Raw genomic sequence first — 21,528 nt, 5'->3', positions numbered from 1 at the left:
TTACTTTTTTATTGTAAAAAAGAAAGTTGTTCCTTTATTTATTTCAGACTCTAACCATATTTCTCCTTTATAAAAATTCACAATTTTTTTCACGATTGATAAACCAATACCTGAGGAGTCTTTAGACTTTTTTAAAGATTGGAAAATTTTAAAAATTTTATCAAAGTGTTCTTTTTCAATACCAATTCCATTATCCTTTATTGAAAACTTATAAAAAGAGTTTTGGTCTTTTACATCAATTTCAATAATCCCTTTTTCTTTATCGTTAAACTTAATTGCATTATTTATCAGGTTTTGAAATAATTGTAGAAACTTTGTTTTGTCTCCTTTTATAATGGGTAATTTCTGTAAAACTTTTATTGAAATGTTTTTTGGCACATATATTACTTTCTTAACTTCTTCAATTAGCAAATTTAAATCTACATCATCGTCTTCTTTAACTCCATTAACTACACTAGAGTATTCTAGCACATCAGTAATGAGTTGTTCCATTTTTTCAAGAGTATTTTCAATATGCTCAAAATTTTGGAGACTAGCTTCATCAAAAACTCCTTCATTATCAGTTTTAATCCAACTGGTCAAGGCATGAATACTTCTGATAGGAGATTTTAAATCGTGGGATACTATGTGTGCATATTCTTCTAGTTCTTGATTACTTTTTGCTACCTTTTTTAATAAGTCAGTATTTTTCTTTTCTACTTTTTTACGTTTTTTAATGTTTATTGCACTTTTTAACTGAAGCGATACTAAACCTGCAATACCTTCTATCGTTTTTAAGTGCTCTTCTGTAAAATAGTTTTTCTCTTGATGCTCTGCATTTATAACTCCTATTACCTTATCTTCATTCTTTATAGGTACTGTTAATTCTGACAGTTTTGGGGTAATATAAACCACGTATCTATCATCTAAACTTGTATTATCTATAATTTCTGAAACACCTGATTTTGCTACGCTTCCAACCACACCTTTTTCAAAAGGTAATCGCATTTTTTCGTAAATTTCTTTGCTCTCTCTTTCTCTTTTATCAAATGATGCTATTAATTCTAATTGTTTTCTCTTCTCATTTACTAAGTAAACAACACAATCGTCAGTATTTAAATAATTAGCAACGCTGTTTGATACTTCCCATGCTATTTCATAGATATCTTCTTTACCTAAAATTGATTTGGCTGTGTTATTTATAACTTCAATTACTTGTCGTTCTTTTCTTTGGTTAGTTATATCTCTAATAATTCCTTGTGCAGCTATTGGAGTATTATTTTTATCAAAAACTACGCTTGAGTTAATATTTACCCATTTTACTTCTTCTTTTTTAGTAATAACTCTAGCTACATAATTGGTGAAGTATCCATTTTTTAATAATTGTGCGTAAGAATTCATCGCATAATCATAATCTTCTTGTTCAGGATAAATAAGGCTTACAACATTTACATCTTCTTCATTTACATCAAAACCAAATAACTCTACGGCAACATCGTTCATTTTTAACACATTACCATTAATATCCATTACTAGATAAGCATCATTAATATTTTCAAAAATTCCTTTTAATTGCGAATCTTTCTCATCTAAAAGGTCTTCTAATTGTTCATTAACTACCTTTAGCTCTTGAGAAATATTAAATAATTCTAACGATTTTTCTTCTAGTATTTTCTCTGCTTGTTTTCTAGCCTTTTTTTGTCTTTCTAGCGCTCTTTGTAGTATTTCAATTTCCTTTATACTCACTAATTTTTATTGATAATAAACCTTACTTCAGTTCCGTCATTTTTAATTTTTTCTAAAATAATTTCTGCTGAACTATTAAAATGTTCAAACGTTTTATTCATTAAACCTAATCCAAAATGATGCATTGCTCTACTTGATTTATATAGCATTACAAGTGAATTTTCGCTTTTCTCTTCTACAAGAAATGTTGGTAATTCTGCATCTGGATAAATCTTTTTTACTTCTACATGAATATGATCTTCAATAGATGACAGCATCTCTATAGGATCATTATATGTAGCTAAAAGTCCAGGATAACTATCTTCTATCACTGAAAAGAAATGTTCTGCGTATACTAACAACAAATCATCTGTTGAAACTCCTGTATTATTACTCAAATTCTCTAATAATTGTAGCATTTCAGAAAATTTGTATGTACCAATAGCAGTGTATACTCCACCAGAATCTAACTCAGATTGTTCTATAATTTTATCTACCATTTCGATACCAAATTTATCTTCAACTAAATCCAAGAACTCTGTAAAAACAATCCCTTTCATATTTTATTTTTTAAATTCATTAAGGCTCCAATACTCAATTATTGTTCCTATTTTTTTTTCATAATCTTGATACTTTAAAGGCTTTAAAACATACCCTGCTATTCCCAATCTATAACATTCTGTAATGTCTTTATCATTATCTGATGTTGTTAGTACTATGGTAGGAATATGTTTTAACTTTTCATCGTTTTTTAGAATAGATAAAAACTCAATCCCGTTAGTATCAGGCATATTCAAATCTAATAAAATTATATTTGGTAAATCTTTTTCCAATAAAGATAAGGCTTCTTTTCCATTATTAGCTTGTGTGATTATATGATTTTCTAAAACAGGAGTAATAGCTCTATTAAACTTAAGCACCTCTATCTTATCATCTTCTATTAAAAGTATTTTTATTTTTTTATTCAAAACCTTAGATTAAAAACTAACTTGATAAAAATAAATCAAATCTAAAGTTATAATTTTTTTCTTTGATAAAGAACTATTTATCTATAGATGAAATGCGCTTTACTATAGACGAATTGATTTTTTACTTTTTTCACCTACTTTTGAAACAAATATTTTAAGCTATGCAATGTCCTTGCAACCCAAATAAAAAATACAGTGATTGCTGCCAAAAAACACATCAAAACATTCATTCAGTTACCTCAGCTGAAGCTTTAATGCGTTCAAGATACAGTGCTTTTGTACTAGCTAACATCGATTATCTACAAAAAAGTCACCATAGTAGCACCAGACCTTCTAAAAGAGAAAAGAAAGAAATTTTAGCATGGACAAAATCTGTTAACTGGATAAAACTAGAGGTGCTACACACAACAGAAACTACAGTTGAATTCAAGGCTTTCTTTATGGAGAATGGCAATATCGATGTGATTCACGAAAACTCTCTTTTTTGTAAAGAGAATGATCATTGGGTATATCTTGGTCAAAAATAAGACTGTCAAAAACGTCATTTCGACCAAAGGGAGAAATCTTTTGTTTATTACTCGTTTTTGAGAGATTCCTCCTCGTCCCTCGTTCGGAATGACATTTTATCTTAGACAATCTCATTAATACTACACCAAGAATTCAAATAAATTAGGTTTATCGTTTAGATATTCACCATAAAAACTACGCTCTTTCATTCTACGAATTAAAGGTTGTAAATCTTCTTTCTTTTCTAATTCTATACCTACTACAGCTGGTCCGTTTTCTCTATTGGTTTTTTTAGAATATTCAAAAAAAGTGATGTCATCATTCTCTCCCAATACCTCAGCTACAAACTCTCTTAAAGCTCCAGCACGTTGTGGAAAACGAACAATGAAATAATGCTTCAATTTGCCATATAACAATGCACGTTCTTTTATTTCGGCAGTACGAGTAATATCGTTGTTACTTCCGCTAATAACACAAACTACATTTTTACCTTTTAATTCTTCTTGATAAAAATCAAGTGCACTTATAGTCAAAGCTCCTGCAGGCTCTACTACAATGGCTTCTTTATTATACATTTCTAATATCGTTTGACACACTTTTCCTTCAGGAACAGTTATCATATCCGATAAGTTTTCTTGACAAATTTTATAGGTCAACTCACCTACTTGCTGTACTGCTGCACCATCTACAAACTTATCAATACTATCAAGCTTAATATTGTTATTTTCCTCTAACGATTTTTTCATAGAAGGTGCTCCTGCTGGCTCTACTCCTATAATCTTTGTTTTTGGGGACAGTAACTTAAAAACACTTGATAAACCAGAGGCCAATCCACCACCACCAACAGGTACAAAAACATAGTCAATAGGTTGTTGTGATTGCTCTAAAATTTCTAAACCAACGGTTGCTTGTCCTTCTATAATTTTTTCATCATCAAACGGATGCACAAATGTTTTTTGCAAACTATCGCATAAAAGTTTTGCTGCCTTGTAAGCATCATCAAATGTATCTCCTATTAATTGAATATCTACAAAATCGCCCCCAAACATTTTTACTTGTTCTACCTTTTGTTTTGGTGTTGGTGCAGGCATGTATATAGTACCGTAGATTTCTTTTTTTCTACACGCCAAAGCAACACCTTGTGCATGATTTCCTGCACTAGCACATACAATTCCGTTTTCCAGCTCCTCTTCGGTTAAAGAACTAATTTTATTATAAGCCCCTCTAATTTTATACGAACGAACTTGCTGCAAATCTTCTCTCTTTAAAAAGATATTAGCATTGAATTGTTGTGATAAGTTAAAATTTTCTTGCAACGGAGTAACTGCTACGACTTCTTGTAAAGTCGCAGCAGCTTGTTGTATTGCTTCTAATTTTGGAAAATAAGTTTCTTTTTGAACTTCCATAGTGTTATGCTAAAACGGGTTCTTCTTGATTGACGCTTGTTTTGATTACTTTCATTGCAGTCATAGCCTCACGCAACTCTGCACCTACTTTTTCAATAGGATGATTACGAATTGCTTTGTTTACTTTAATTAATTCAAGATTATCTACTTCATTGGAAGTGCTGTACTCTTTTCCAATAACATCAGTACTTACCGACTTCATAAAATCGGTTAATAACGGTTTTGCTGCATGATCGAATAAATAACATCCGTATTCAGCAGTATCAGAAATAATTCTGTTCATTTCAAATAACTTTTTACGTGCTACCGTATTTGCTATTAGTGGTAATTCATGTAGTGATTCGTAATAAGCCGACGCTGAAATAATTCCTGATTTCACCATCGTTTCAAACGCCAACTCAACTCCAGCTTTTACAAAAGCTACTAACAATGTTCCTTTATCAAAATACTCTTGTTCTGAAATTTCTTCGGAAGTTGCCGCTGTTTTTTCAAACTGAGTTTTTCCTGTCGCTGCACGCCATGTTAATAAATTCAAATCGTCATTTGCCCAATCTTCCATCATTGTTTTTGAAAAATGTCCTGACATAATATCATCCATGTGTTTATTAAACAAAGGCTCTAATACCTCTTTTAATTCTTCAGAAAGTTGGTAGGCTTTAATTTTTGCTGGATTCGATAAACGATCCATCATATTGGTAATTCCTCCATGTTTTAATGCTTCAGTGATAGTTTCCCATCCATATTGAATTAATTTAGAAGCGTACGATGGCTCTACTCCTTCTTCAACCATTTTATTGAATGATAAGATAGATCCTGTTTGTAATACCCCACATAAAATAGTTTGCTCTCCCATTAAGTCTGATTTTACCTCAGCAACAAATGACGACTCCAAAACACCTGCTTTATGACCTCCTGTAGCAAATGCATAGGCTTTTGCTTGTGCTAACCCTTTATTTTCTGGGTCATTTTCAGGATGTACAGCAATTAACGTTGGTACTCCAAATCCACGTTTGTATTCTTCTCTTACCTCTGTTCCAGGACACTTAGGGGCTACCATAATTACTGTTAAATCCTTACGTACTTGCATACCTTCTTCGACAATATTAAATCCGTGAGAGTATGATAAAGTTGCTCCTGATTTCATTAATGGCATTACAGCATTTACTACCTGCGTATGTTGTTTGTCTGGTGTTAAATTACATACCAAATCAGCAGTTGGAATTAGCTCTTCATACGTTCCTACTGTAAAACCATGTTCAGTTGCATTTTTATACGATTGACGTTGTTCTTTAATTGCTGCTTCACGTAATGCGTATGAAATATCTAAACCAGAATCGCGCATATTTAATCCTTGATTCAATCCTTGTGCTCCACATCCCACAATTACCACTTTTTTACCTTCTAATGCTGCTGTTCCGTCTGAAAACTCATCAGCATTCATAAATCTACATTTTCCTAATTGTTCTAATTGCTCTCTTAATGATAATTGGTTGAAATAATTTTTCATTTTTATTTGTGTTGTTTGTTTATGCTGTTATTAATTGTAATAGTTTTGATACTGGCATTTCTTCTTTCGTAATGGCAATTCTTCCTGAACGAACAAATTGCTTAATACCATGTTTGTCTAAAATGTGATAGAGTTCTTCTACCTCTTCTTTACTTCCTGATTTTTCAAGGACAAAAAAGTTTTTGTTCACATTAATGACTCTTGATTTACTTTGATTGATAATTGTTTGGATATCGTCGTTATCGGTCAATAAGTCTGTACTCAGTTTAAACAAACACGATTCTTGATACACCGTTTCTTCATCTGTATGGTAAAAAGCTTTAATTACTTCCACTTGCTTTTCTATCTGCCCGATAATTTTTTTCATTTGTTCTTCAGTAATCTTTACTAAAAGTGTAATTCTAGAAACACTTTTTATTTCTGAGGAAGAACTATTAATACTTTCTATGTTAATGTGTCTTCGTTGAAATATTGCTGATATTCTATTCAATAATCCAATATTATTTTCTGTATAAATAGAAACCGTATAGGTGTTTTTTGTACTCATATTTTATTATTTTAATCGAACATCAGATACTGATGCTCCAGTTGGAATCATTGGAAATACATTATCTTCTTTCTCTACGCAAACCTCTAAGAAATAAGCTTCTTTAGATTGTATCATTTCTTGAACAGCTGTTGCTAAATCTTCTCTTTTAGTTACTTTATTCGCTGCCATATGATACCCTTTAGCAATTGATACAAAGTCAGGGTTTGTCATTACTGTTGAAGCATATCGTTTGTCAAAAAACAACTGTTGCCACTGACGTACCATACCCAAGAATTCATTATTCAGTACTACAATTTTAACAGCTGCTTTCGTTTGTAAAATTGTTCCAAGCTCTTGAATCGTCATTTGATAACCACCATCACCAATCACAGCTACAACTTCACGTTCTGAAGCTCCCATTTTTGCACCAATTGCTGCAGGCAGGGCAAATCCCATTGTCCCTAATCCTCCAGAAGTAATGCTACTTTTAGTTTGGTTGAATTCCGCATAACGACTTGCTATCATTTGATGCTGTCCTACATCAGTTACTACAATAGCTTTGCCTTCAGAAGCTTCATTGATTTGTTTGATAACCTCTCCCATCGTTAAACCTTCTTTCGTTGGAAACAAGTCACTTTTTATAACATTATCAAACTCTATTGCATCCAAATTTCTAAACTCTTGTAACCATTCTTTGTGTGAATTTTCTTCCAAAAGAAGAAGTGCTGATGCTAAAGTTTCTTTTACATTTCCTAAAACAGCTACATCTGTTTTTACATTTTTATCAACTTCCGCAGGGTCTATTTCAAAATGTATCACTTTTGCTTGCTTCGCATAACGGTTTAAATCCCCTGTTACACGATCGTCAAAACGCATTCCGACAGCAATTAATACATCGCACTCGTTGGTGAGTTTATTTGGACTATAATTACCATGCATTCCTACCATACCAACATGTAACGGATGTTTAGTTGGTAAAGCTGACAATCCTAACAAAGTACTCGCCGATGGAATTCCTGCTTTTTCTATAAACGCTTTGAATTCTTCTTCTGCTTCTCCTAAAATCACTCCTTGTCCCCAAACTACAAATGGTCTTTCTGCATTATTAATTAACTCAACTGCTGATTCAACACTTTGCACATCCATATTCGGAACAGGTTGATAACTACGAACTGAAGTGCATTTTTTATATTCAAAATCAAATTCTTCAAACTGAGCATTTTTAGTAATGTCTACCAACACAGGTCCTGGTCTTCCTGAGCGAGCAATGTAAAATGCTTTCGCCATTACTTCTGGTATCTCACTTGCTTTGGTTATCTGATAATTCCATTTGGTTACAGGAGTTGAAATTCCTACGATATCGGTTTCTTGAAAAGCATCAGAACCTAATAAATGTGCCCCAACCTGCCCTGTTATGCATACCATTGGTGTAGAATCTATCTGTGCATCAGCAATACCTGTAATTAAATTCGTAGCTCCTGGACCTGAAGTTGCCATCGCTACTCCAACCTTACCTGTAGCTCTCGCATACCCTTGTGCTGCATGAGTTGCTCCTTGCTCGTGACGTGTTAATACATGATGTAGTTTATCTTGATATTTATACAGCTCGTCATAAACAGGCATGATTGCACCACCAGGATATCCGTATAACAAATCGACTCCTTCAGCTAGTAAACATTTGATTACAGCTTCTGCACCTGTAATAGTTACTTTTTGTATTGTTTCTTGTTCTGTTTGTTGTTTCGTTTTTGTTTCCATAGTACAAGTGTTAAAATTCGTCGGTTACACATCCATTAGATGCTGATGCTACTGTTCTTGCATATTTATATAGTACTCCTCTTTTTACCTTTAAAGGTGGAGCAATCCATTCTTGTTTTCTCTTTGCTAATTCTTCTTCAGAAACAGCTAGGTTTATTGTATTGGTTTCTGCATTGATGGTTATGGTGTCTCCATCTTTTACCAAAGCGATTACCCCACCTTCTTGTGCTTCTGGTGTGATATGCCCTACTACAAATCCGTGAGTTCCTCCTGAAAAACGACCATCAGTAATTAGAGCAACCTCTTTACCTAGTCCTGCTCCCATAATAGCGGCTGTTGGTTTTAACATTTCTGGCATTCCAGGACCTCCTTTAGGGCCTTCGTAACGAATTACAACCACATCGCCTTTTTTTACTTTTCCGTCTCGTATGCCGTCATTCGCTTCATACTCTCCTTCAAAGACTTTTGCCTTTCCAGAGAAGTACAATCCTTCCTTCCCTGTTATTTTTGCTACAGAACCTTCTTTCGCTAAATTTCCGTAGAGCATTCGTAAATGACCAGTAGCTTTAATAGGCTGTTCTGTCGGTTTAATTACATCTTGCCCGTCTGTTAAACTCGGAACCGTAGCTAAATTTTCGGCTAATGTTTTACCTGTTACGGTTAAGCACTCTCCATGCAACAAACCTTTTTCTAGTAGATATTTTAAAACTGCAGGTGTACCTCCTACTTTATGTACATCTTCCATTAAATATTTTCCACTAGGTTTTAAGTCGGCTAAGAATGGCGTTTCATCAGAAATACGTTGAAAATCTTCTAAGGTAAACTTCACTCCTGCAGCTTTTGCTATCGCTAAAAAGTGTAGTACTGCATTAGTTGAACCTCCCATTACTGTTACCAATCGTACCGCATTTTCCAACGACTTTTTAGTAACGATATCTGATGGTTTGATATCTTTTTCTAGTAATACACGTAGAGCTTCACCTGCTTTTACGCATTCTTGTTCTTTGTTATCACTAATTGCAGGATTGGAAGAATTGTAAGGCAAACTCATACCTAGCGCTTCAATAGCTGATGCCATAGTATTTGCGGTATACATTCCTCCACAAGCACCTGCTCCTGGACATGCTTTTTCAATTACACTTTGATATTCTTTTTTAGTAATCGTTCCTGCAACTTTCTCTCCCCATGCCTCAAAAGCAGATACCACATCTAATTTTTTCCCTTCATGACACCCTGAAGCAATGGTTCCTCCATATACTAAAACTGAAGGACGATTTAAGCGCAACATCGCCATAAGAGCTCCTGGCATGTTTTTATCACAACCTACAACGGTTACTAACCCGTCATACGACATCGCTTGCACTACGGTTTCCATAGAATCAGCAATTACATCACGTGATGGTAGTGAATAACGCATCCCTGGAGTTCCCATAGAAATTCCATCAGAAACACCAATGGTATTAAATATCAATCCAACTAAATCGGCATTTTCGGTTCCTTCTTTTACCAATTTTGCCAAATCGTTTAAGTGCATATTACACGGATTTCCTTCATACCCTGTACTTGCTATTCCTACCAACGGTTTTTCTAAATCTGCTTTTGATAACCCTATCGCATGCAACATTGCTTGTGCTGCAGGCTGTGTATCATCTTGTGTTACTTGTTTACTAAATTTGTTTAGTTCCATGTTAACTTGCTTTTCTTTTTTGACGTAAGCCTAACACTTCGTCTTTATATAATTTCATTAGTTTGTGTCCGTGTGATTTTTCCCACGCTAGTGGAAATTGATAATCGTCTAACGATTGTAACCCTACTACTTCAGCTGCTGTTCCTGTAAAAAAGCAAGCATCTGCCTGTTTTAACTCTTCTAGCGTAAAATGTTTTTCTTCAACAGGTATTCCTTCTTCCTTACACAAATCGATAACCGTAGCACGTGTAATTCCTGCCATGATATGACCTCTTGGTGGAGTGTATAATTCCCCATCTTTTTGCATAAAAACATTGGCTCCTGAACATTCTGCTACATTACCGTTCATGTCTAATAATAGAGCTTCATCATATCCGTTATTTTTTGCTTCGTTAGTTGATAATATTGAATTTGTGTAGTGTCCTGTTACTTTAGCTTCTACAAAACATGATTTCGGATTCGGGCGTTGAAATGAAGACGTTTTTACACGTAGTAATTTATCTCCCATGTATTTTCCCCATTCCCAACATTGGATAACTAGGTTTGTTTCTTTAGAAGTCAACAAACTCATATCGGCTCCAGTAGTGACTAACGGACGGATGTATGCATCTTTCAAACCATTACGTTCTAATAATTCATACGTAATTTGTGTTAGTTCTTCTTCTGAATAATCTAATTGAATATTCATTACTTCTGCGCCAAACTTTAGCCTTTTGTAATGCTCATACGACTTAAAGACTCTAGCCCCTTCCGTTGTGTTGTAAGCTCTCATTCCTTCGAAAACTCCGTTTCCGTAGTGTAAACTCTGGCTATACAAATTAGCACTAGCATCTTTCGCTTTGATAAACTCTCCGTTGAAAAAAATTACTGTTTCCTCGTTATAGTACATTTTTAGTTGTTTTTACTGTTCAAAATTATTTTTCGCTTTTTACTTTACTTTCTTGTTTTTTAAGGCTTTGATGATTTTCATTGACTCTCAAAAACACACAAAAACCTTAAAACCAAACACTTAAAACCAAATCGTTATGATATTCATAGTATAAAAAAAGCCTGTATCTAGAGTTAGATACAGGCTTTCTTATAGGTAATAACCATCTGTATCAACTCGGTGGAAAGCTAATAATGACAATAATAATTACCACGATGTTAAAAAATTGATTCATGCTTTTTACAACAAAAAAAGCTTCCTAAATTTAGGAAGCCTTCTTAATTAATTTATATGTTAAATATTAAATACCGCTTCCCTATCCTTGTGAAATAATCACAATGACAATAATAATAGAAATGATATTTAAAACTTGTTTTTTCATCTGTTGCCACAAATATTTGAAATTATTTTTTAGTTATCCTAATATTTTTTTGACTTTTTTATTTTCCTCCTAGAAAAAACACTCACTAACCTTCTGTATCACTTACACTTATAAAATTTTTTGTTTTTTATATAGCATTAATCAAAATTTATTTTATAGATTTGCGCCATTATGCAAACAAATAAAATATACAACAATATACCCAGTTTTTTAGTGCGGTCTTATAACCGACGCTAGTCTTTCCTTGCACAAAACTGAGTATTGTATAATTTTATTTTCATCCTTTTGATTTCTATAATCTACATTTTTATATCGTTACTAACTCTTGTTATTGTTTTCAATAACGCAGTTGTTGTACGACCTATTTTTATCCGACGTCGCCCGTAAGGGTGCTACTTCATTTTGGGAACCTAGGTGCGTCCGGTTCTTCTTTTCAAACCACCGATTTATAACAAAATGTTTATCTAAAATCAATTTCAATGAGAGTTGTTATTGCTGATCAATCGCATAGTAAGTATGCCGAAATTATTTGTCAAACTATTGACGAAGCTGCTCTGGTTAGAGGTACAGGAATTGCCAAAAGAAAACCAGAATATATTATTACAAAACTAGAAAATGGCAACGCAGTTATAGCCCTAGACGGAGATAATTTCGCTGGCTTTTGCTATATCGAAGCTTGGAGTCATGGTAAGTTTGTCGCAAACTCTGGATTAATAGTGCATCCAGATTACAGAGGTATTGGTTTAGCCAAGCAAATAAAAAAAGTAGTTTTTGAACATTCCAGAGCAAAATTTCCTAATGCTAAAATATTTAGTATCACTACAGGCTTAGCGGTTATGAAGCTCAATAGCGAATTGGGTTATAAGCCTGTAACCTTTTCTGAACTTACCGAAGATCAATCTTTTTGGAATGGTTGTCAAACCTGCAAAAACTACGATGTGCTACAACGTACACAGCAAAAAATGTGCTTGTGTACTGGTATGTTATACGATCCTAACAAAAAATCTCAAAACATAAAAATAAAAGGAAAAGTCTTTCAAAGACTTAAAAGAATTAAGGAGAGCATCTTCCTAAAAAAAGACAAAAAATGAAAAAATTAGTAATTGCATACAGTGGAGGTTTAGATACTTCATACTGTGCGGTAAGTTTATCAAAACAAGGATATGAAGTTCATGCTGTTAGTGTGAATACTGGTGGATTTTCTTCCGAAGAAATTAAGAAAATTGAAGAAAATGCCTATACAATGGGAGTAGCTACCTATAAAAACATTAATGCTGTTGATGATTTTTACAAGAAGGTAGTAAAGTATTTAATCTTTGGAAATGTATTAAAAAACAATACCTATCCCCTTTCTGTAAGTGCTGAAAGAATTGTACAAGCTATTGAAATTGTAAACTATGCCCAAAGTATAGGTGCTAACTGTATTGCTCATGGTAGTACAGGTGCAGGAAACGATCAGGTTAGATTTGATATGATTTTTCAAACGATAGCTCCTGAAATTGAAATCATCACTCCTATTAGAGATTTACAACTTTCAAGACAGGAAGAAATCGAATATTTAAAGAATAATGGAATCGATTTGTCTTGGGAAAAGGCTAAATACTCTGTAAATAAAGGTTTATGGGGAACTAGTGTTGGTGGTGAGGAAACTTTAACTTCTGAGCAACCATTACCTGAACATGCCTATCCTTCACAAGTGACCAAAACAACACCAGAACAGGTAAAACTTTCTTTTGTAAAAGGCGAACTCGTTGCTATTAATGACGACGAAAAAACTCCTGTACAAAATATAGAAGAACTAAATACTATAGCCTCAAAGTTCGGAATTGGTAGAGATATTCATGTTGGTGATACTATTGTTGGAATTAAAGGAAGAGTTGGTTTTGAAGCCGCTGCTGCCTTAATTACCATTAAAGCACATCACTTACTTGAGAAACACACCTTAACCAAATGGCAATTACAACACAAAGAGTATTTAGCTAGTTTTTATGGGATGCATTTACATGAAGGTCAGTATTTAGACCCAGTGATGAGAGACATGGAAGCTTTTTTAGAAAGTAGTCAATCAAAAGTTACGGGTGATGTATTTGTAACCCTTAAACCGTATCACTTTACACTAGATGGAATTGATTCTCCTCATGATTTAATGAATGCCAAATTTGGTAGTTATGGTGAAATGAACAAAGGATGGACCGCCGAAGATGCTAAAGGTTTTATTAAAATCTTAGGAAATCAGAATAAGATATATCAACAGGTTAATCAATAGACAGTAAACAATTAACAGATTGCCACGCTTGAGCCTGTCTTGAGCGACAGTCGAAAGGCTCGCAATAACAAAACCGTCATCATGAGGAGTGATAACGACGTGATGATCTTATAAATGAAAACTGATTCTACTATTTAAAACAACAAACAATATGATACAAGTAGGAATTATAGGTGGTGCAGGATATACAGCTGGTGAGTTAGTAAGACTATTACTACAACACCCTGAAACTACTATCAATTTTGTGTATAGTACCTCAAATGCAGGAAATAAAATAGCAAACACACATCAAGATTTAGTGGGTAGCACTGAGCTAACATTTACAAATACAATCAATGAGAACATAGATGTACTATTCTTATGCTTAGGACATGGAAACTCTAAAAAGTTTTTAGAAGCTCATACCTTTTCAGACCACACAAAGATTATTGATTTAGGAAATGATTTCAGATTAAAAGCTGATAACACTTTTCAAAGAAAAGAGTTTGTATACGGTTTACCTGAACTTCAAAAAACAGCGATACAAGGTGCAAATTATATTGCAAACCCAGGGTGTTTTGCTACAGCTATTCAATTAGGATTGCTTCCACTAGCAGAAGCTAATTTGTTACAAAGTGATGTTCATATCAACGCAGTTACAGGGGCTACGGGTGCAGGAACTTCATTATCCGCTACCACACATTTTACGTGGAGAGATAATAATTTTTCCTATTACAAACCTTTTACCCATCAGCATTTGGGAGAGATAAATCAGACATTAGATACTCTTCAATCTAGTTTTGACTCAGAAGTATTATTTCTTCCTAATAGAGGAGATTTTTCTAGAGGTATTTATGCAACATTGTATACACATTTTGAAGGAAGTTTAGAAGAGGCACAGCAACTGTATGCAGACTATTACAAAAATGCTGTTTTTACACATGTTACTGATAATGACCTCCATTTAAAACAAGTAGTAAATACCAATAAGTGTTTAATTCACTTACATAAGCATGGAGATAAATTATTGATAACAAGCATCATTGATAATTTATTAAAAGGAGCTTCTGGTCAAGCTATTCAAAATATGAACCTAATGTTTGGCTTTAAAGAAGATACAGGACTACAATTAAAAGCTAATTATTTTTAAAATAGAAGACATGAAAATAGCAATCATAGGCACAGGAAATTTAGGAAAATCAATCGCTAAAGGATTGATACAAAACAATTCGTACTCACAACTTTTCTTAACCAAAAGAAATATTGAAGAACTAAACGAATTTAAAGATGTACCTAACGTTTTTATTAGTTCTAATAACGAGAAAGCAATCACAGCATCTGATGTGTTAATTTTTGCAGTACAACCAACACATTTAGAAACTATTTTAAAAGAAGCTGCTCCTCTATTATCAAACAATCATATTGTAATTTCTACAGTTGCTGGTTTTTCCATTGAAAAAATGGAAACTCTCATTGGTTCAGATACTACTATTATCAGAGCCATGCCTAATACTGCTATTGCCGTTGGAAAATCTATGACTTGTCTTAGTGGTAATACTCAAAAGAAGGAAGATTTAGAAATAGCTACAACTATTTTCAATCAGCTAGGAACTTCTATGATTATTCCTGAAGATCAAATGCAAGCAGCTACCGTAATATGTGCTAGTGGAATTGCTTTTTGGATGCGCTTAATACGGGCAACTACGCAAGCCGCTATTCAGTTAGGTTTCGATGCAAAAGAAGCACAAGAACTCGCTATGCATACTAGTGAAGGTGCCGCCAACCTACTCATAGCTACAGGAAATCATCCTGAAGAAGAAATCGATAAAGTTACCACACCTAAAGGCTGTACTATTGAAGGTTTGAATGAAATGGAACACAAAGGATTAAGTGCAGCTTTAATACAAGGAATGGTAGCCTCTTTTAATAAAATTAACACCATAAAAAAAACACCATAATGAGTTTATTTAACGTATATCCTCTATTTGATATCACCCCAGTAACCGCCAACGATGTATATGTATACGATGATAAAGGCACAGAGTATTTAGATTTATATGGCGGACATGCCGTAATTTCTATTGGGCACTCACACCCTACCTATGTAAAAAACATTAGTGAGCAAGTAAGCAAACTAGGCTTTTATAGCAATGCTATTCAAAATCCGTTGCAAGTGGAATTAGCTTCACAATTAGAAAATATATCTGGCTGTAAAGACTACCAACTATTTTTATGCAATTCGGGTGCTGAAGCCAATGAAAATGCTTTAAAACTAGCCTCTTTTCATACAGGTAAGCAGAAAGTAATTGCTTTTAAAAATTCCTTTCACGGGCGTACTTCTGCTGCGGTAGCTGTAACCGACAATCCTAAGATTGTAGCGCCTATCAATGCGCAGCAAGAAGTTATCTTTTTAGAATTTGAAGATTTAGTAGGTGTTGAAAAAGCTTTACAAGACAACAATGTTTGCGCTATTATCATAGAAACCATTCAAGGTATTGGTGGATTGGACGAAGCATCAACTACTTTTTACCTAAGGTTAGAAAAACTATGCCAGCAATACAACACCTTACTTATTACTGATGAAATTCAGTGTGGATTTGGTAGAACGGGTGATTTTTTTGCTTTTCAAAAACACGGCATTACTCCGCATATCATTTCCATGGCAAAAGGAATGGGGAATGGATTCCCTGTTGGGGGAATCTTAATTCATCCAAGTATTGAGGCTTCTTACGGTTTACTAGGAACTACGTTTGGTGGAAATCACTTAGCCTGTGCTGCTTCCTTAGCAGTTATTGAAACCATTAAAAAAGAGCATTTGATGGAAAATGCACAGCAAATTGCTGCGTATTTTATGGAACAAGCAGCTTCTATTCCGCAGATAAACACTGTAAAAGGAAGAGGTTTAATGTTAGGATTAGAATTCGATTTTCCTATTGCTGAATTAAGAAAGAATCTAATATTCAAGCATCACATTTTTATAGGAAGTGCTAAGAATCCTAACTTATTAAGAATTCTTCCCCCATTAACCATTCAAAAGCAACATATCGATGTGTTTTTTGAAGCTTTAAAAAAGGAACTGTCATGAAGAAATACACCAGCCTAAACGACATTGAAAACCTTTCAAACACCATTCAAAAGGCAATTCAATTAAAGGAAAATCCCTATCAGTTTGCTGATTTAGGAAAACACAAAACCTTAGTCATGCTGTTCTTTAATGCTAGTTTACGTACAAGATTAAGCACCGAAAAAGCGGCTAAAAACTTAGGTATGGAGGTAAGCGTGTTAAACATTACCAATGCTTGGAATATGGAGTTTGAAGACGGTACTATGATGAACTTAAGTACTTCAGAACATATTAAAGAAGCTGCCATGGTAATTTCTCAGTATGCAGATATGATTGCAGTAAGAGCTTTTCCGACGTTAAAGGACAAAGAAAAAGATACCTCTGAAATTGTACTCAACAGTTTTATAAAATACGCTACGGTACCTGTTATCAATATGGAAAGCGCTACTGACCATCCACTGCAAGCCTTGGCAGATGCGATTACTATTACAGAAACTAAAAAAGTTGACAAACCTAAAGTTGTGTTGTCTTGGGCTCCACATCCGAAAGCATTACCACATTCGGTTGCCAATGCTTTTGTTCACTTGATGCACAAAATGGATGTAGAATTTGTTATAACGCATCCAAAAGGGTACGAGTTAGATTCTGAAATTACGAAAGAGTTTCCTATCAAATACGATCAAGAGAAAGCTTTTGAAAATGCCGACTTTATCTATGTTAAAAACTGGAGTTCTTTTAATGAATATGGTGAAGTATTAAACGAAGATCCTAACTGGATGATTACTCAGGAAAAAATAGGTGCTGCTAAATTTATGCACTGCTTACCTATCAGAAGAAATGTGGTAGCGGAAGATGCTGTTTTAGATGGCGACAATTCTCTTGTGATTGAACAAGCCAACAACAGAACTTTTGCAGCACAGATAGTATTAAAAGAGATTTTGAATCATTTAAGTTGAATTTAAATTTTGACTTGTCAGTTCGAGTGTCGACCGCAGGGAGATGTATCGAGAACTACTTGAAAACGTCTCGTTACAATTTTTCTTCCTTTCAGTACGAAAAATCACTCGACGTGACATTAAATTAAAAGATAATTGACAAATGAAAACCATAAAGATTGTTAAAATAGGCGGAAACATTATTAATGATGAGACAGCCCTACATAGCTTCTTAGCTGATTTCGCTCAGTTAAAAGGACCTAAAGTATTGATACACGGTGGTGGAAAACTAGCTTCTGAATTGGCTAAACAATTGAATATTCCTGTAACTATGATTGAGGGCAGACGTGTAACCGATACGCAAACTTTAGATTTGATTACTATGGTATATGCAGGTAAAATTAACAAGCAAATTGTTGCGAGGTTACAAGCAAACAATGCAAATGCTGTAGGATTTACAGGGGCTGACGGAAACACAATTATATCAACCAAACGTCCTGCTGAACCTATAGATTACGGATTTGCAGGTGACGTTGTTACCGTGAATCCGCAAGTACTAACGGTATTAATTAATAACGAAGTAACTCCAGTATTTTGTGCAATTACGCATGATGCTAACGGACAATTACTCAATACCAACGCCGATACTATTGCTGCTGAATTGGCTATAGGATTATCTGCTGATTTCTATACAGAACTGTACTACTGTTTTGAAAAACCAGGAGTATTAAGTGATGTTTCTGATGATACTTCTGTTATCGAGCAAATCACGTTAGAAACCTATACTCAACTAAAAACTAACGGAGTCATTTTTGAAGGAATGCTTCCTAAGTTAGACAATTGCTTTCATGCCCTAAAAAACAACGTTCAAAAAGTACACATAGGCAATACAGCTATGGTATTTAACTCAAAAAACAAACACACCTCATTACAACTATCATGATACAAAGACTCACTACAAAAGCTATCAGCCTATTAAAAAAATTGATAGAAACTCCTTCTTTTTCTTCGGAAGAAGATGCTACTGCCCTACTATTAGAAAACTGGTTTCAAGAATTTGATATTCCGTATACCAGAACACAAAACAATGTATGGTCAGTAAACAAACATTTTGATGATAACAAACCTACGCTATTACTAAACTCTCACCACGATACCGTAAAACCTAATAATGGCTATACCAAAAATCCTTTTAAAGCTATTGTAGAAGATGGCAAACTCTATGGTTTGGGAAGTAACGATGCAGGAGGCTGTTTGGTTTCATTATTGGCAACTTATACCTATTTCTACCAAAAAGAAAACTTAGCGTATAATTTGGTATTTGCAGGAACTGCCGAAGAAGAAAGCAGCGGCCCTAACGGATTAAACGGATTACTCAAAACCTTACCAAACATTGATGTAGCCATTGTGGGAGAACCTACCTTAATGCAACTAGCTATTGCCGAAAAAGGCTTGGTCGTTTTTGATGCTGAGGTTGCAGGTACACCAAGTCATGCAGCACATCCGAACCACGATAATGCTATTTATAACACCATTGAAGTATTACAGTGGTTTAAAGAAGTATCGTTTGAGAAAACTTCGGAAACCTTGGGTGAGGTTAAGTTAACAGTAACGCAAATTAATGCAGGGAAACAACACAACGCTGTTCCTTCCGAAGTAAAATTAGTGGTAGATGTTCGCGTAAACGATAAATACACCAATCAAGAAGTTAGCGATTATTTACAGCAAAACGCACCTTGTAACATACAACCAAGAAGTTTGAATTTAAATTCATCGTCAATACTAAAAGAGCATCCATTGGTACAAGCAGGATTGGCTTTAGGAAGAAAAACCTATGGTTCTCCTACCCTATCTGACCAAGCAGTATTGAGTTGTCCGTCGTTAAAATTAGGACCTGGTGATAGTACCCGCTCACACACCGCTGATGAGTTTATTTATCTTCAAGAAATTGAGGAAGGGATTGAGTTATATATTCAATTATTAGAGAAAGTATTAAAAGGAGTTAAGAATTAGCTACTGTACACATGTCAGTTCGAGTGATTTTTATTGAGTGATAGCGAAGTAAAAATTGTATCGAGAACTATTCGAAAACTTCTCGATACAAAATTATTTTTATTTCATTTCAATAATTTTACTCGAAGTGACACTCGATGATAAAAAGAATATAGAACAAAGACTTATAACCAAATCTTTGCTCTAACAGCAAAGCGATCTATTCTCTTGGCTCTAAAAAACAACCGTCATTCTGAACGATAGAGAGAAACCGTAAGGTTCAGCGTAGCTAAATCTCATTAAAAAGAGTAACTCATAAGTTTGAGACCTCTCACATACGTTCGAGGTGACAAACAAACAATGAGAATTTTGTTAGATAAAGTATTTAGCACTCAATACTAAAATAAAAACGTCATAACGAGGAGTGAAACGACGTGGTTATCTCTTAATTTGAAACACAAACAATAAGAAGATTGCCACACTTGAGCTTGTCTTGAGCGACAGTCGAAAGGCTCGCAATGACACATTAAACACTAAGATTATGAAACTTTGGGACAAAGGATTATCCATAGATAAAAAAATAGAGCATTTCACTGTTGGACACGATAGAGAAATAGATATACATATTGCACCGTATGATTTACAAGCATCACTAGCGCATGCTAAAATGTTAGTATCCATCGGTATTATTACTTCGGAAGAATTAGCGCAAGTAACTACTGGAATCACTACACTACAACAACAACTAGCAGACGGCACTTTTGCTATTGACGCTCAGTTTGAAGATGTACATTCTAAAATTGAGTTTGAATTAACCAACATGTATGGTGAAGTTGGTAAAAAGATACACACAGCACGTTCCAGAAACGATCAAGTTTTAGTGGCGTTGCAGTTGTATTATAAAGACAATTTACAGTTGATTTCTGATAAAACTAAAACACTTTTCAATACGTTATTAGAGTTGGCAGAAGAACATAAAACCAAGTTATTACCTGGGTACACCCACTTACAAGTGGCAATGCCTTCTTCTTTCGGGTTATGGTTTTCTGCGTATGCTGAATTGCTAATTGACGATTTGTACATGGTAGATGCTACACTAAAAACGGTAGATCAAAATCCGTTGGGTTCTGCGGCTGGTTATGGTAGTTCCTTCCCTATTGATAGAGAGTTTACCACTAAAGAACTAGGTTTTGAAACCTTAAAATACAATGTAGTGGCTGCACAAATGAGCAGAGGAAAAAGTGAGCGTACGCTTACCATGGCATTAGGAAGTGTAAGTAATACCTTAGCTCGTTTATCGATGGATATTTGTTTATATATGAGTCAGAATTTTGATTTTATTTCTTTTCCTGATGAATTAACTACAGGTAGTAGTATTATGCCGCATAAAAAAAATCCTGATGTATTTGAACTCATTAGAGGAAAGTGTAATAAAATTCAAGCCTTATATACCGAGACCTTGTTAATTACTAACAATTTACCGAGTGGATATCATAGAGATTATCAGTTATTAAAAGAAAATATCATCAATGCTTTTGAGGAGCTAAAAGATGTGCTAGATATTTTTGATTATGCTATTCAGCAAGTTATTGTAAAAGATATTAACCTACAGGATGAAAAGTATAAATACTTATTTACGGTAGATAATATGAATACTTTGGTTGAAAATGGAATGAGTTTTAGAGAGGCTTACCAAAAAATTGGTGGCGAAGTTGTAAACGGTACGTATACTCCTGATACTTCTAAAAAACATACGCATGTGGGTAGTATTGATAATTTGTGTTTGAATAAAATACGCGAGAAGCTTGGTTAGTGGTAGATACTAAAAAAAGTCGTCATTCCGAACGATAGAGAAGAATCTGCTTAATTTAAGTCTAGAACATTCTTAACAGTTCCTAACATACAATTATAAGATT

At 34.2% G+C, this 21,528-nt stretch carries 19 protein-coding genes; 10 read left to right on the top strand and 9 right to left on the bottom strand.

From position 1 onward, the window contains the following. The 3 genes from ACTPNM_RS08530 to ACTPNM_RS08520 are packed head-to-tail and all read right to left on the bottom strand — an operon-like array spanning window position 1 to window position 2,672. Window positions 1-1,725 (bottom strand): ATP-binding protein, encoded by a 1,725-nt coding sequence (locus ACTPNM_RS08530; protein WP_440121362.1) that lies wholly within the window; start codon window positions 1,723-1,725, stop codon window positions 1-3. Beyond that, window positions 1,725-2,264: a heme NO-binding domain-containing protein gene (locus ACTPNM_RS08525; RefSeq protein WP_440121361.1), complete on the bottom strand. Its 540-nt coding sequence runs from the start codon at window positions 2,262-2,264 to the stop codon at window positions 1,725-1,727. The genes ACTPNM_RS08530 and ACTPNM_RS08525 overlap by 1 nt, the downstream gene beginning before the upstream one ends. A gap of 3 nt (window positions 2,265-2,267) precedes the next feature. Next, complete coding sequence (locus tag ACTPNM_RS08520; protein ID WP_099216162.1) at window positions 2,268-2,672, bottom strand: response regulator; 405 nt, start codon at window positions 2,670-2,672, stop codon at window positions 2,268-2,270. Between the two features lie 161 nt (window positions 2,673-2,833). Here ACTPNM_RS08520 and ACTPNM_RS08515 point away from each other — a divergent pair, with 161 nt between their 5' ends. Beyond that, complete coding sequence (locus ACTPNM_RS08515) at window positions 2,834-3,199, top strand: YchJ family protein (protein WP_440121360.1); 366 nt, start codon at window positions 2,834-2,836, stop codon at window positions 3,197-3,199. Window positions 3,200-3,319: 120 nt separating this feature from the next. Here the strand turns inward: ACTPNM_RS08515 and ilvA are convergent, their stop codons facing one another. Genes ilvA through ACTPNM_RS08485 form a run of 6 tightly spaced genes read right to left on the bottom strand, consistent with a single transcriptional unit; the run spans window position 3,320 to window position 10,955 of the window. Further along, the gene (gene ilvA / locus ACTPNM_RS08510) at window positions 3,320-4,585 is read right to left on the bottom strand and encodes a threonine ammonia-lyase IlvA (RefSeq protein ID WP_440121359.1); all 1,266 of its coding nucleotides are present in this window, start codon (window positions 4,583-4,585) and stop codon (window positions 3,320-3,322) included. A gap of 4 nt (window positions 4,586-4,589) precedes the next feature. Beyond that, window positions 4,590-6,092: a ketol-acid reductoisomerase gene (ilvC, locus tag ACTPNM_RS08505; RefSeq protein ID WP_440121358.1), complete on the bottom strand. Its 1,503-nt coding sequence runs from the start codon at window positions 6,090-6,092 to the stop codon at window positions 4,590-4,592. 19 nt (window positions 6,093-6,111) lie between these two features. After that, window positions 6,112-6,639: an acetolactate synthase small subunit gene (gene ilvN / locus ACTPNM_RS08500; protein WP_274640669.1), complete on the bottom strand. Its 528-nt coding sequence runs from the start codon at window positions 6,637-6,639 to the stop codon at window positions 6,112-6,114. A gap of 6 nt (window positions 6,640-6,645) precedes the next feature. Beyond that, on the bottom strand, window positions 6,646-8,379 hold the full coding sequence (gene ilvB, locus ACTPNM_RS08495; RefSeq protein ID WP_440121357.1) for a biosynthetic-type acetolactate synthase large subunit: 1,734 nt from the start codon (window positions 8,377-8,379) through the stop codon (window positions 6,646-6,648). A gap of 10 nt (window positions 8,380-8,389) precedes the next feature. Further along, window positions 8,390-10,066, bottom strand: a complete 1,677-nt coding sequence (ilvD, locus tag ACTPNM_RS08490; RefSeq protein ID WP_440121356.1) for a dihydroxy-acid dehydratase — start codon at window positions 10,064-10,066, stop codon at window positions 8,390-8,392. Between the two features lies 1 nt (window position 10,067). After that, window positions 10,068-10,955 (bottom strand): branched-chain amino acid transaminase, encoded by an 888-nt coding sequence (locus ACTPNM_RS08485; RefSeq protein ID WP_440121355.1) that lies wholly within the window; start codon window positions 10,953-10,955, stop codon window positions 10,068-10,070. Window positions 10,956-11,855: 900 nt separating this feature from the next. On the opposite strand from ACTPNM_RS08485, the gene ACTPNM_RS08480 reads away from it, so the two are divergent. The 9 genes from ACTPNM_RS08480 (at window position 11,856) to argH (ending at window position 21,425) form a co-directional block, all read left to right on the top strand. Then, window positions 11,856-12,467, top strand: a complete 612-nt coding sequence (locus tag ACTPNM_RS08480) for a GNAT family N-acetyltransferase (protein ID WP_440121354.1) — start codon at window positions 11,856-11,858, stop codon at window positions 12,465-12,467. Then, window positions 12,464-13,642 (top strand): argininosuccinate synthase, encoded by a 1,179-nt coding sequence (gene argG, locus ACTPNM_RS08475; RefSeq protein ID WP_440121353.1) that lies wholly within the window; start codon window positions 12,464-12,466, stop codon window positions 13,640-13,642. The genes ACTPNM_RS08480 and argG overlap by 4 nt, the downstream gene beginning before the upstream one ends. 151 nt (window positions 13,643-13,793) lie before the next feature. Continuing rightward, a complete protein-coding gene (gene argC, locus ACTPNM_RS08470) occupies window positions 13,794-14,771 on the top strand; it encodes an N-acetyl-gamma-glutamyl-phosphate reductase (RefSeq protein ID WP_440121352.1) in 978 nt (325 codons plus the stop codon). Window positions 14,772-14,781: 10 nt separating this feature from the next. Next, on the top strand, window positions 14,782-15,579 hold the full coding sequence (gene proC / locus ACTPNM_RS08465) for a pyrroline-5-carboxylate reductase (protein ID WP_440121351.1): 798 nt from the start codon (window positions 14,782-14,784) through the stop codon (window positions 15,577-15,579). Next, window positions 15,579-16,706, top strand: coding sequence for an aspartate aminotransferase family protein (locus ACTPNM_RS08460; RefSeq protein WP_440121350.1), 1,128 nt, complete (start codon window positions 15,579-15,581; stop codon window positions 16,704-16,706). The genes proC and ACTPNM_RS08460 overlap by 1 nt, the downstream gene beginning before the upstream one ends. Next, window positions 16,703-17,641, top strand: coding sequence for an acetylornithine carbamoyltransferase (locus tag ACTPNM_RS08455; RefSeq protein WP_440121349.1), 939 nt, complete (start codon window positions 16,703-16,705; stop codon window positions 17,639-17,641). Before ACTPNM_RS08460 ends, ACTPNM_RS08455 begins: the two co-directional genes overlap by 4 nt. A 142-nt stretch (window positions 17,642-17,783) precedes the next feature. Then, window positions 17,784-18,563 (top strand): acetylglutamate kinase, encoded by a 780-nt coding sequence (gene argB / locus ACTPNM_RS08450; protein WP_440121348.1) that lies wholly within the window; start codon window positions 17,784-17,786, stop codon window positions 18,561-18,563. Next, a complete protein-coding gene (locus tag ACTPNM_RS08445) occupies window positions 18,560-19,633 on the top strand; it encodes a M20 family metallo-hydrolase (protein WP_440121347.1) in 1,074 nt (357 codons plus the stop codon). The genes argB and ACTPNM_RS08445 overlap by 4 nt, the downstream gene beginning before the upstream one ends. A 520-nt stretch (window positions 19,634-20,153) precedes the next feature. Continuing rightward, window positions 20,154-21,425, top strand: a complete 1,272-nt coding sequence (gene argH, locus ACTPNM_RS08440) for an argininosuccinate lyase (RefSeq protein WP_440121346.1) — start codon at window positions 20,154-20,156, stop codon at window positions 21,423-21,425. The last annotated feature ends 103 nt before the right edge of the window (window positions 21,426-21,528 follow it).

The sequence above is a fragment of the Tenacibaculum sp. Ill genome, assembly GCF_051938915.1.
GTDB classification, from domain to species: domain Bacteria; phylum Bacteroidota; class Bacteroidia; order Flavobacteriales; family Flavobacteriaceae; genus Polaribacter; species Polaribacter larymnensis.
This window is presented reverse-complemented; position numbering and strand designations above follow the sequence as displayed.

Bases quoted from the DNA above. Each gene is read 5' to 3' on its own strand.
- ACTPNM_RS08525 (WP_440121361.1), bottom strand. From the start codon at position 2,264: ATGAAAGGGATTGTTTTTACAGAGTTCTTGGATTTAGTTGAAGATAAA.
- ACTPNM_RS08515 (WP_440121360.1), top strand. From the start codon at position 2,834: ATGCAATGTCCTTGCAACCCAAATAAAAAATACAGTGATTGCTGCCAA.
- ilvA (WP_440121359.1), bottom strand. From the start codon at position 4,585: ATGGAAGTTCAAAAAGAAACTTATTTTCCAAAATTAGAAGCAATACAA.
- ilvC (WP_440121358.1), bottom strand. From the start codon at position 6,092: ATGAAAAATTATTTCAACCAATTATCATTAAGAGAGCAATTAGAACAA.
- ilvN (WP_274640669.1), bottom strand. From the start codon at position 6,639: ATGAGTACAAAAAACACCTATACGGTTTCTATTTATACAGAAAATAAT.
- ilvB (WP_440121357.1), bottom strand. From the start codon at position 8,379: ATGGAAACAAAAACGAAACAACAAACAGAACAAGAAACAATACAAAAA.
- ilvD (WP_440121356.1), bottom strand. From the start codon at position 10,066: ATGGAACTAAACAAATTTAGTAAACAAGTAACACAAGATGATACACAG.
- ACTPNM_RS08485 (WP_440121355.1), bottom strand. From the start codon at position 10,955: ATGTACTATAACGAGGAAACAGTAATTTTTTTCAACGGAGAGTTTATC.
- ACTPNM_RS08480 (WP_440121354.1), top strand. From the start codon at position 11,856: ATGAGAGTTGTTATTGCTGATCAATCGCATAGTAAGTATGCCGAAATT.
- argG (WP_440121353.1), top strand. From the start codon at position 12,464: ATGAAAAAATTAGTAATTGCATACAGTGGAGGTTTAGATACTTCATAC.
- argC (WP_440121352.1), top strand. From the start codon at position 13,794: ATGATACAAGTAGGAATTATAGGTGGTGCAGGATATACAGCTGGTGAG.
- proC (WP_440121351.1), top strand. From the start codon at position 14,782: ATGAAAATAGCAATCATAGGCACAGGAAATTTAGGAAAATCAATCGCT.
- ACTPNM_RS08460 (WP_440121350.1), top strand. From the start codon at position 15,579: ATGAGTTTATTTAACGTATATCCTCTATTTGATATCACCCCAGTAACC.
- ACTPNM_RS08455 (WP_440121349.1), top strand. From the start codon at position 16,703: ATGAAGAAATACACCAGCCTAAACGACATTGAAAACCTTTCAAACACC.
- argB (WP_440121348.1), top strand. From the start codon at position 17,784: ATGAAAACCATAAAGATTGTTAAAATAGGCGGAAACATTATTAATGAT.
- ACTPNM_RS08445 (WP_440121347.1), top strand. From the start codon at position 18,560: ATGATACAAAGACTCACTACAAAAGCTATCAGCCTATTAAAAAAATTG.
- argH (WP_440121346.1), top strand. From the start codon at position 20,154: ATGAAACTTTGGGACAAAGGATTATCCATAGATAAAAAAATAGAGCAT.